The organism is Filifactor sp., assembly GCF_057248345.1.
The window spans coordinates 1-11,740 of record NZ_DBHIIC010000043.1; the positions used below are offsets into that span (position 1 = coordinate 1).

At 33.6% G+C, this 11,740-nt stretch carries 7 protein-coding genes and 1 pseudogene; all 8 read left to right on the forward strand.

Annotation, left to right across the window (positions count from 1 at the left end):
- Positions 1–317 precede the first annotated feature (317 nt).
- Positions 318–1,349: a S66 family peptidase gene (locus tag ACO5GE_RS06830; RefSeq protein ID WP_484830173.1), complete on the forward strand. Its 1,032-nt coding sequence runs from the start codon at positions 318–320 to the stop codon at positions 1,347–1,349.
- 289 nt (positions 1,350–1,638) lie between these two features.
- The gene (gene miaB, locus ACO5GE_RS06835; RefSeq protein ID WP_484830174.1) at positions 1,639–3,084 is read left to right on the forward strand and encodes a tRNA (N6-isopentenyl adenosine(37)-C2)-methylthiotransferase MiaB; all 1,446 of its coding nucleotides are present in this window, start codon (positions 1,639–1,641) and stop codon (positions 3,082–3,084) included.
- A gap of 42 nt (positions 3,085–3,126) precedes the next feature.
- Positions 3,127–5,739 carry a DNA mismatch repair protein MutS gene (gene mutS, locus ACO5GE_RS06840; RefSeq protein ID WP_484830175.1) on the forward strand — a complete coding sequence of 871 codons (2,613 nt, stop codon included), beginning with the start codon at positions 3,127–3,129 and terminating at the stop codon, positions 5,737–5,739.
- Between the two features lie 41 nt (positions 5,740–5,780).
- The gene (gene mutL / locus ACO5GE_RS06845) at positions 5,781–7,766 is read left to right on the forward strand and encodes a DNA mismatch repair endonuclease MutL (protein WP_484830176.1); all 1,986 of its coding nucleotides are present in this window, start codon (positions 5,781–5,783) and stop codon (positions 7,764–7,766) included.
- A 43-nt stretch (positions 7,767–7,809) separates the two neighbouring features.
- Positions 7,810–8,730, forward strand: a complete 921-nt coding sequence (miaA, locus tag ACO5GE_RS06850; protein WP_484830179.1) for a tRNA (adenosine(37)-N6)-dimethylallyltransferase MiaA — start codon at positions 7,810–7,812, stop codon at positions 8,728–8,730.
- A gap of 247 nt (positions 8,731–8,977) precedes the next feature.
- Positions 8,978–9,907 carry a glutaminase A gene (gene glsA, locus ACO5GE_RS06855; protein ID WP_484830177.1) on the forward strand — a complete coding sequence of 310 codons (930 nt, stop codon included), beginning with the start codon at positions 8,978–8,980 and terminating at the stop codon, positions 9,905–9,907.
- Between the two features lie 371 nt (positions 9,908–10,278).
- Positions 10,279–11,295, forward strand: coding sequence for a type I glyceraldehyde-3-phosphate dehydrogenase (gap, locus tag ACO5GE_RS06860; protein ID WP_484830178.1), 1,017 nt, complete (start codon positions 10,279–10,281; stop codon positions 11,293–11,295).
- Between the two features lie 149 nt (positions 11,296–11,444).
- Positions 11,445–11,717 (forward strand): annotated as a pseudogene (gene pgk / locus ACO5GE_RS06865) (phosphoglycerate kinase); the annotation flags it as partial.
- Positions 11,718–11,740 lie beyond the last annotated feature (23 nt).

The following is an 11,740-nucleotide window of genomic DNA, read 5'->3' on the forward strand; positions in this document are numbered from 1 at the left end:
AAAAAAGAGTCAAGCTATTTTAAGAATTGTGTGTATGGATGGAACTTTTTTAAATAAAAAGTTTTATGAGAAAACTTCTGTGACCTAACGTACGATTCATATGATGATAGCTGGAAGAATTTGGTCTAACATATTTTTAAAATCTGATTTGTGATATAATGACATCATTTAAGGAATGTATGTAGATTAAAGTATAGTAAAGTATAGAGTAAGTTTCAGCAGATACAGAAATTCTGAATGATGAAAAATCAGAATCAAAAATGTAAGTTAGTGATTGTAATACGTAGAAATTATTTTCAGAAAGAGAGGGAATCATTATGAAGGTTAAAAAAATAGGGATTGTCAGTCTGTCAAAGGGAATACTCGGAGAGGATTTTATCCGTCATGAGTTGGAGATTGGCTTGAAGCGTTTGCAAGACTATGGAGTAGAAATTGTTTTGATGCCTCACGCACTCAAGGGATTGGATTATTTACAAAACCATCCTGAATCACGAGCAAAAGATTTGATTGATGCGTTTGAAGATGATTCGATTGATATGATTTTATGTGCAATAGGAGGAGATGATACTTATCGTCTGTTACCTTATCTTTTTGAGGATCATCAGCTTGAAAGAGCAGTAAATCAAAAGATATTTTTAGGATTTTCAGATACAACCGTCAATCATTTTATGCTTCATAAACTGGGTATAATCACTTTTTACGGGCTATCATTTCTATCCGATGTATGTGAAATCTCTTCTGAAATGTTACCCTATACAAAAAAATATTTTGAAGAGTTGATTACAACAGGAACCGTCAAAAGAATTACTCCAAGTGAAGTATGGTATGAAGAGAGGGAAGATTTTAGTGAAAACGGAGTTGGAGTATCTATGCCTTCTTTTGTAAACCAAGGGTTTGAACTGATTCGTGGAAACAAAACGTTTGAAGGACAAATTTTAGGAGGTTGTTTAGAATCCATTTACTATAATTTTTTTGATAATTCAAGATATGATGATACGGTAGAGCTATGCCGAAAATATGAAATCTTTCCTTCTTTGGAAGAATGGAAAGATAAGATTCTTTTGTTAGAAACGAGTGAAGAAAGACCGAAACCGGCTCTTTTTAGAGAGATGATTTGTGCATTAGAGAGATATGGAATTTTTGATGTTGTATCCGGAGTTTTGGTGGGTAAACCGCAAAATGAAATGTATTATGAAGATTACAAAAAAATTATGTTAGAAGAAATTTCTAATCAGAAACTTTCTCTTTTATGCAATATCAATATCGGGCATTCCACACCTCGATGTATTATTCCTTTTGGAATTCATGCTAAAGTTGATGCGGAGCAACAAACAATTTTGTTTGAATAGATTGGTGTGTATTCCAATCAGTTTGAAGTAGTATGGATTGGAAACACTGGAAAAGTTTTAGTTTAACAAAGAAGCCAGTCGTTTTAGAGCAGTTGATGGTATGAACTGTTCCGGAATGGTTGTAGTGTGATGAAATCAAATTTGGAAACAGCAATTTTTAACTGATGAAAGATAGAGTAATATTGAAAAAATTTTTAGCGATTTTGTATCAACAAATATGATTCTGATTTTTGAATAACACTTCTATTTGTGATATAATGTTATTTTAATAAATAGAGAGGGGATTATCATGTCTAAGAGAGGATTAATTGAGACAGTTTCAGAAGATGCAGTAAAAAAACAGCAACAGTATGCTGATATGATAAAGGTACAAAATAGAGAAAAGTATCATGATAAAAAGCCTAAGTATATGATTACAACTTGGGGTTGCCAAATGAATGAACACGATAGTGAAAATTTATCGGGTATGTTTGAGTATATGGGTTATGAGTTGACAGATAGAGAAGAAGATGCAGATGTAATCTTGTATAATACTTGCGCAATTCGTGAAAATGCTGAGCTTAAAGTATATGGAAATTTAAGTTTGCTAAAACATATTAAAGAAAATCGGGAAGATATGATTATCGGAGTGTGTGGTTGCATGATGCAACAACAACATGTTGTGGATGAAATCAAGAAAAAGTACAGTCATGTTGATATTGTGTTCGGTACGCATAATATTTATCAATTTCCGGAGATGTTATATCAACAGTTGACAAGTGATGAAGGACAGTTGATTGATGTTTGGGATATTGACGGTCAGATTATTGAAGGATTACCTACTACAAGAAAATTTGATGTAAAATCTTTTGTCAATATCATGTACGGATGCAATAATTTCTGCACTTACTGTATTGTTCCTTACACAAGAGGAAGAGAACGTAGTAGAGAGCCAAAGGATATTTTGGATGAAATTAGATTTTTAGCAAAAGAGGGAATCAAAGAGATTACTTTATTAGGTCAAAATGTAAACTCATACGGACAGACTTTGGAGCAAGAGTATACTTTTGCAGATTTGTTGAGAGATGTGAATGATATTGATGGAATTGAACGAATTCGTTTTATGAGTTCTCACCCGAAAGATTTGTCTGATGAGTTGATTGATGCGATGGCAGAATTGCCGAAAGTTTGTGAAAGTTTGCATTTGCCGATTCAATCCGGAAGTACAAGACTGTTGAAAAAGATGAATCGACACTATAGTAAAGAAGATTACTATCTTTTAGTGGATAAATTGAGAGCGAAGATACCTAATATCGGATTTACTACCGATATTATGGTCGGTTTTCCGGGTGAGACGGAAGAGGATTTCTTAGAAACGATGGAAGTGGTAGAAAGAGTACAGTATGATTCGGCGTTTACATTTTTGTATTCCGTTCGTAAAGGAACACCCGCTGAAAAAATGGAAGACCAAGTTCCTGAAGAGGTAAAAAAAGAACGATTCCAAAGATTATTGGAGCCTGTTAATCGGATTGCTGCTGAAAAAAATCATGCTTATGCAGGAAAGATTGTAGAAGTGTTGGTAGAATCCATAAGCAAGCGTGATGACACGAAATTAACCGGAAGAACAAGAGAAAACAAGCTTGTGAATTTTGATCGTCCAGAAGGAGATTGGATTGGCAAAATTGTGAATGTAAAGATTACAAATCCCAAATCATTTTCATTGAATGGAGAGATTGTTTCGGACAAAGAAATGTAGAGATAGATTCATGGTATCAATTGGAAAGGTGGGAAGTGACGATTGGCAAAACTAACTCCGATGATGGAACAGTATTTTTTAATAAAAGAACAACATCCTGACTCAATATTATTTTTCCGTCTGGGTGACTTTTATGAAATGTTTTTTGAAGATGCAAAAGTGGCTTCAAAAATATTAGAGATTGCCTTGACAGGACGTGCCTGTGGATTGGAAGAAAAAGCTCCTATGTGTGGAATTCCTTTCCATAGTTGTGATTCTTATATTCAAAAATTGATTCAAGCAGGAAAAAAAATTGCAATTTGTGAGCAGATGGAAGATCCTAAAGAGACGAAAGGTTTGGTCAAAAGGGAAGTTACGAAGATTATTACACCGGGGACATTTATTGATGAGAGTGTGATTCAGTCGTTTCGAAACAATTATATTTTGTCTGTTCATCTTTCTAATGATCACAAAGAATTTGCTCTTTCTTATGTGGATGTTTCAACAGGAGAGCTTAATATCTCCAAAGTATCCTATTTTGATTTTGCTGATATCTTTTATAAAATTTCTCCTTCCGAGTTGATAGGAAACAGTGTGTTTATCAAATTCTTGGATGGAAAAGAAAAGTTGGCTAGACAGATAAGATTATTTGTACAAAATAACCATGTCTGTGTAAATGCTTCGGAGTTTATTTCCAACGAAGTAGAAGCGGAGTTTTTTTCTAAAGAGTATCTAGGAAAACATCACCTTTTAGAAAAACAAAATATAGATGTTATTTTGTCCGTTCGTACTTTGTTGTCTTATATACAATATACACAAAAAATAGTTGCAAACAACTTAAACTCTATTCAGTGGATTCATCAGGATAAATATTTGAAGCTAGATTATTCTTCTATTTCCAATTTAGAACTTATGGAGAATTTTCTTCAAAAGAATAAAAAATATTCTTTATTCGGTGTTTTGGATAAAACGAAAACTTCAATGGGTGCAAGAATGCTTCGAAAATGGATTGAACACCCTCTTCGAGATAAAAAGGAAATTGTACAGAGGTTGGATATAGTTGAAGAATGTATCTCAGATTATAGTTTAAGGGAAGATTTGAGAGAGTATTTGGACTCTGTATACGATATGGAAAGAATCTGTGCAAAAATCAGTTATGATACTGTCACAGTGAGAGATTTGTTAAATTTGAAAGAATCGTTATATGATTTGCCGAACCTGAGGGAGAAAATTGAGTTATCAGGCAAAACCCTTTTAATTCAAATGTTTGAACAGATGGATACGTTAGAGGATATTTATCATTTGCTTAATAATTCTATTTCAGACAGACCAATTGGAACAATCAAGGATGGAGAGATTATCAGGGAAGGATATTCCAAAGAGTTGGATGAGATGAGAAACATTGAAAAAAATGCTGCATCGATTCTATCTCAAATGGAATTACAGGAGAGAGCTTCAACCGGATTTAAGACTTTGAAAATTGGATACAATAAAGTGTTCGGTTACTATATTGAGATTACTCACACGGCACTAAAATCAGGTGAACTTCCTGAAAGCTACGTAAGAAAGCAAACTCTTGCCAACTGTGAGAGATACATCAACCAGGAATTGAAAGAGTTGGAAACAAAGATTTTGACATCCAGACAGAGGGCGTTAGATTTACAAAATGAGTTGTATGCTGAAGTGAAAACAAAAGTGAAACACGCCGTTTTTAGAATCCAAACAACTGCAGATAAAGTAGGTTCTTTGGATGCATTGCTTTCTCTTGCGGAAACAAGTTATCAAAATGATTATGTAAAGCCGTCCATCAATGAGGAAAAACGTCTTGAAATTACAGATGGGAGACATCCGGTTGTAGAACGCTTGGTGGAAGAGCAAATTTTTGTACCGAATGATACCAATTTATTGAAAGAGAAAAACTTTATGATTATTACAGGTCCGAATATGGGTGGAAAATCTACTTATATGCGTCAAGTTGCATTGATTTGTATTATGGCTCATATTGGATGTTATATTCCGGCAAAATCGGGAGATATTCCTCTATTGGATGCAATTTATACAAGAGTGGGTGCAGCTGATGATTTATCACAAGGACAGAGCACATTTATGGTAGAAATGAATGAAGTGTCTCATATTTTGGAACATGCGACAGAACACAGTCTTGTCATTTTGGATGAAGTCGGTCGAGGAACAAGTACCTATGACGGAATGAGTATTGCGTGGGCGATTGTTGCTTTTATTTGTCGAAAGATTCAATGTATGACTTTATTTTCTACCCACTACCATGAAATAACCGATATTGCACAACAGTTTGACAATGTTTTTAATTATTGTGTAGCAGTAGAAGAAGATAAAGAAGAGGTGCTTTTTTTAAGAAAGTTGGTCCCGGGAAAAGCAGATAAAAGTTATGGGATTCATGTTGCGAAGTTGGCACATCTGCCAAAAGAGGTGTTGGCACTTGCAGAAGATAAGTTGAATCAGTTGCAAAGTGAAAAACAGGAATGGAGCAGAGGTATAGGGGAAGATTTTTTTGTGGAAGAAACGAAAAAATCTGATTGTGAAAATCCAATTTATCTAGAGATTATCAATGAATTGGAAGGTATTAACACAGATACATTGACTCCGTTAGAGGCATTGCTGGTGATTCATAAAATCAAAGAAAAGCTTCCAAAGTAATACCATTTCTAGCGTAATGCTGTTATAGAGAGGAGGATTTTTTGGGACAAGAAATTTTTATTTTAGATGAGTTTACAATCGGTAAAATTGCAGCAGGAGAGGTTGTGGAAAGACCATCTTCCGTAATCAAAGAGTTGGTAGAAAACTCAATTGATGCAAAAGCAAAAAATATCGTGATAGAAATTAAAGATGGTGGAAAGCAATATATCAGAGTATCTGATGATGGGATTGGAATCCCTTATAAACAACTGGATAAAGTGTTTTTGAGACATTCTACAAGTAAAATTCAAAAGATTGAGGACTTAGAAAGTTTACAGACTTGTGGATTTCGTGGAGAGGCATTATCTTCAATATGTGCGGTATCAAAAACGACTTTGATGACAAAAACATCTGAGGAAGAATGGGGAAGTCGTGTTTTTGTAGAAGGTGGAAAATATGTTTCGACAGAAAAAATAGGTCTTTCTCAAGGAACGACATTAGTGATAGAGGATTTGTTCTTTAATGTTCCTGCCAGAAAGAAATTTATGAAATCTTCTCCTGCAGAGGCTATGGCAATTAACCAGATTGTGTGTCGTTTGGCAATGGGAAATCCTTCCATACGATTTAAATTGATTAGCAATAACAAGGTTATCGTATCTACTGTAGGAGACGGAACTTTAGAAAATGCAATTCGTTCTATCTATGGCAAAAATGCAGTTGAGCAAATGTTTTTTTCAAAGAGAAGTTTTGAAGAAGAAGTGACTTTATATGGATATTTGTCAAAGACCAGTATGTATCAAACCAATCGAAGAATGCAAAATTTATTTTTTAATAATCGATATGTCGAAGATGTTTCAGTTGCAAGAGCGTTGGAAGATGCCTACAAGGGCACTATTCCAATTGGTAAATTTCCATCTTGTGTACTGTTCATTGAGTTGAATCCGTCTCACATAGACTTTAATGTCCATCCGAACAAATTGACTGTGAAATATGATTCGAAGTTGAGGTTGGAAGATAAAGTGTATGCTTTTGTTCGTGATGCTCTATTCCAAAAAAGCAATCATTTGATTCCAAAAGGAAGTTTTGTCAAAGAAGAAAAAAAGATAGAGTCTCCGGTGAAAGTTCAAATTCCGATTTCTGTAATGGAAGAAAAAGAGTTGGGAGAGTCACAGGAAGTAGCGGTATTTTCTTTTGAAAAGAAAGATACAACTACTCCTTTTGAAAAAATATTATTTCCAAATGAATCGGATACAAAAGAGTTTGAGTCAAAAGTGTCTAATGAAGGAAAAGAAATATTTGTAGAAGAAAATAAAATGATGATTGATGAAGTGCAGGAATCAGAGAATGGTTATTATGAGGGTGAACACTCCAAAATAGAACCTATAATGAAAAATGGAAAAGAAAGTGTAGAGCCTGTTGTTCAAAATTTTTTACAAATAGAAGATAAAGAACAAGACATTTTAAATTATGAACAATTACATTATGTAGGTAGAGTATTTTCTACGTATCTCATTATGACAAAAGAGGAACGAATGTATTTAATTGATCAACATGCAGCACATGAGAGAGTATTGTTTGAACGATACATGGCTTTGCTTCATAAGGATGAACTTTCCTCTCAACAATTATTGAATCCGATTTTACTTGAGCTTTCTTATGAAGATGCAACATTGATAGAAACACACGGTGATGAGATTAAGAAACTTGGGTTTGATTTTGATTTTCTAGGTGAAAAAGTAATTATGATTCGTGGAGTACCTGTTTTCTTTCGCGAAACACAGGGTGAACAATTTATGTATGAAATTATCGAACTTTTGAAAGAAAATAAAAACCTTGAAAACTATGAGGAATTTATTGATAAAGTAGCCACAAAAGCTTGCAGAGCTGCAATTAAAGCAAATGATCGCATTATGGATACAGAAGTTGAAGCATTGTTGAAGGATTTGAATCAGTGTGAGAACAAGTATACTTGCCCTCATGGAAGACCTGTATTTATCGAAGTGAAAAAATATGATTTAGAAAAGATGTTTAAGCGAGTGAATGCTTGAGAAAATCAGTTGAAGAAAAATGAGTGTGATAAACTTGAAAAAGGTGATTATGATTTCGGGACCAACCGGAGTTGGAAAAACGAAAACATCAATTCAATTAGCAAAAAAAATAGATGGAGAGATTATTTCCGCAGATTCTATGCAAATTTATAGAGAAATGAATATCGGAACAGCAAAGATTCGTGAAGAAGAGATGGAAGGGATTAAGCATCACTTGATTGATGTGATTTCACCGAATGAGAACTTTACCGTTTCTGATTTTCAGCGAAGAGCATTAACTTTGATTGATGATATTACAAACAGAAAAAAAATTCCAATTATTGTAGGTGGAACAGGACTATATGTTAATTCACTTTTATATGATATGGATTTTCAAAGTAATACAGTTGATCGAGAATTGAGAGAGGAGCTCTTAAATTTATTGGAACAAGAAGGAAAAGATGCACTCTTTCAACGATTGCAAGAAATAGATTCCAAAAAAGCTGAAACAATTGATAGATATAACAGTAAGAGAGTGATTCGTGCAATCGAAATCGCAACTTACGCAGAGAAGAATAAAGATTTTTCCAGTGATATTCTGACAAGAGAAGACATGCGATTTTTATTGTTTACTCTATATGCTGACAGAAAACAACTGTATGAGAGAATCAATGACAGGGTAATGGAAATGATAGAGGATGGATTGGTGCAAGAAGTTGGAGATTTAGTGAATAAATATCATCTTACAGAAGAAAATCAATCTATGAAAGGCATCGGTTATCGTCAAGTTATTGCATTTCTTGAAAAAAAGATAAGTGATTTGGAAATGATAGAAGAAATCAAGAAAGACTCCAGACGATATGCAAAAAGGCAATTGACATGGTTTAGAAGATATCCGTTTGCCAAATGGATAGACATGGATCAAGAATTTTCGGTAGCTTTTGAGGATATTCTAATAGAAACAAATACATTTTTGCAACAATAGTATCTCTATGGAATAAGATATAGAAAGAAGATAATGTAGAAGATTTTCAGTTTATGAAACAGTACATTTGTGATGGAATCAATCATCATTTATTCAACGATTCAAGTTCTTTTATGTTAGATTTTTGATACTTGACATCATTCACTTTGAAGAAAGGAACAGAGATAATATCTGTTTCATAAAAATCAAGTAAGACAAGGTACTTTTTAATCAATGGTTTTGATGAATGAAAAAGGAGGAGTTTTGTATGTTTGACAAAATGACAGTAGAAGAAATCAGTCAAAGATTGGAACAAGTGATTCAAAAATCAGATGCTATGAAAAAAGAAGGGGAAGTAGCAACCTACCTACCTTGTCTTTCTCAAATTGATCCGAATGGATTTGCAACTTCTCTTGCGACTACTTCTGGAAAAATTGTTGAGAGTGGAGATTGTGATATTAAATTTTCTATTCAGAGTATTTCTAAAGTAATTGATTTTATGATAGCATTAGAGGATGTTGGTTCTGAAACTATCTTTTCTAAAATTAATACAGAATGCACGAGATATCCTTATAATTCTGTCAGAGCCATCGATGATAGAGTGGCAAATCCGTTTATCAATGCAGGAGCTTTGACTGTCTGTTCTTTACTGAAAGGAAGAACGGTTGATGAAAGATTTCAGAGAGTTGCTGATAAAATAAAACAACTGAGTGGAGCGGACGAGATACGAACACAGAAAGAATTTCATTTTGTGACAGATATCAATCGTTCATTGGTATACTATTTAAGGGGAGTAGGCTTAATTGATTCGAATGTAAATGTAGAAGAAGTGTTGGATTTATATGTACGGATTTGTTTTATTGAATTAAATGCAAGAGAGATGGCGCATGTAGCGGGAGTATTGGCAAACGGTGGAAGAAGTTTAGATAACAGGAAACAAATCATAGATGAAGAAATTGTCAAAAAGGGAGTTTCTTTGATGGCAACTTGCGGGATGTATGAGAGTAGCGGTAAATTTTTGATGGAAACCGGATTTCCTGCAAAAAGTGGTGTAAGTGGAGGAATTATGGCAGTTGTACCTGGAAAATGTGGAATTTGCACCTATTCACCACGATTGGATGAAGAAGGAAACAGCTTGCGTGGAAATATGATATTGTCCGATTTATCGAAAGAATTCAAATTACACATGTTTGCATAAATAGTAGGAGTTAATAGGAAGTTTTCTTAATTGAATAAGGGAAAACTTCCTATTTTTGATTGATATTTCAGCAACTTTTGAGTAACGGTATATTCTATACAAATAACTGATATAAAAAGATACAAATTTATGAAATAAAGGACAAAATATTATACATCCTTTCGAATGATGATATATTATAATGATATTTTGAAGATATATACTATACTTTATTTAAGAATTTATGTAAAAAGAGAGTAATAATTTGTTTGAATTTTGAAGTAAGTATTGCATTTTTTGTGAAATTTCAATATTATAGTATTGTATATACTTAGATTTTTAAAAATATAAAAACTGATTTAAAAAAGTTAAATTTTTAGGAGGGTAATTCAATGAAAGTTGGAATCAACGGATTTGGAAGAATTGGTAAAAATGTTCTACGAGCTTATTTTGAAAATGGCGGAAAAGATACTTACGGTTATGAGATTGTAGCAGTAAACAATCGTAAGGAAGCACAGACACTTGCACATTTATTCAAATATGATTCTCTGTTCGGAACTTATGAAGGAGAAGTAAAGGCTGTTGGTGATGATAAATTAGTAATTGATGGACATGAAATCTTATTATTTGAAGAAAGAGATCCTGCATCTGCACCTTGGAGAGAATTAGGTGTTGATATTGTGATTGAATCTACAGGAAAATTTAACAAACGAGAAGATGCAGAAAAACATATTGCTGCCGGAGCAAAAAAAGTAATTTTGACAGCACCGGGTAAAAATGTAGATGCTACTTTTGTTGTGGGTGTAAACTGTGATTCCTACGATCCTAAAACACATCACATTATCTCCAATGCATCTTGTACAACAAACTGTTTAGCACCTTTTGCAAAGATACTTGATGAACAATTCGGAATTGAAAAAGGATTGATGACAACAGTTCATGCATATACAAATGACCAAAATATTTTGGATAAAAGACATAAAGATTTAAGAAGAGCAAGAGCAGGAGCTTTGTCTATTATTCCAACCACAACTGGAGCTGCAAAAGCAGTAGCTTTGGTACTTCCACAGTTAGAAGGTAAATTGAACGGATTTGCAATGAGAGTACCTACTCCAACTGTTTCTGTTGTAGATTTAACAGTAGAATTGAAGAAAGAAACAACAGTAGAAGAAATCAACAAAGCATTCGAAACAGCTGCAAATAATGAAATGAAAGGTATTTTAGGATACTGTGAAGAGCCTTTGGTTTCTATTGATTTCAAAAAAGACAAGAGATCTTCCATCGTAGATGCGCTATCTACAATGATGATTGATAAACACATGGCGAAAATTGTGGCTTGGTATGATAATGAATGGGGCTATTCTAACAGAGTGTTAGACTTGACAAGAATAGTGAATGAAAGAAAATAGTAAAAAAGTGGCAAAATTCATATAGATGACCGAAAGATAAATGGTTGCCGAACTATTTCTTTATGAGAAAAGAATGCTCACATAGAAGAGCCTATGCAACGATTTTGTATAGGCTCTAACTATGTTTTTAAGGAGGAATAACGTTGTCAATGCTAAATAAAAAAAGAGTTTATGATTTGGATGTTGCTGATAAAAAAGTTCTTGTCAGATGTGATTTTAATGTTCCGATGGAAGATGGAGCAATTACAGATGACAGAAGAATTGTATCTGCATTAGAAACAATTAAGTACTTAACAGAACATGATGCAAAAGTTATTTTGATGTCACATTTGGGAAGACCGGATAAGAAATATGATCCTAAATTCTCAATGAAACCGATTGCAAAGAGATTGTCAGAGCTTTTGAAGAAAGAGGTACCGTTGAGAATTTAGGATCATATTTCTTA

Coding starts and splice junctions, on each gene's coding strand:
- ACO5GE_RS06830 (WP_484830173.1), top strand. CDS start 318: ATGAAGGTTAAAAAAATAGGGATTGTCAGTCTGTCAAAGGGAATACTC.
- miaB (WP_484830174.1), top strand. CDS start 1,639: ATGTCTAAGAGAGGATTAATTGAGACAGTTTCAGAAGATGCAGTAAAA.
- glsA (WP_484830177.1), top strand. CDS start 8,978: ATGTTTGACAAAATGACAGTAGAAGAAATCAGTCAAAGATTGGAACAA.
- gap (WP_484830178.1), top strand. CDS start 10,279: ATGAAAGTTGGAATCAACGGATTTGGAAGAATTGGTAAAAATGTTCTA.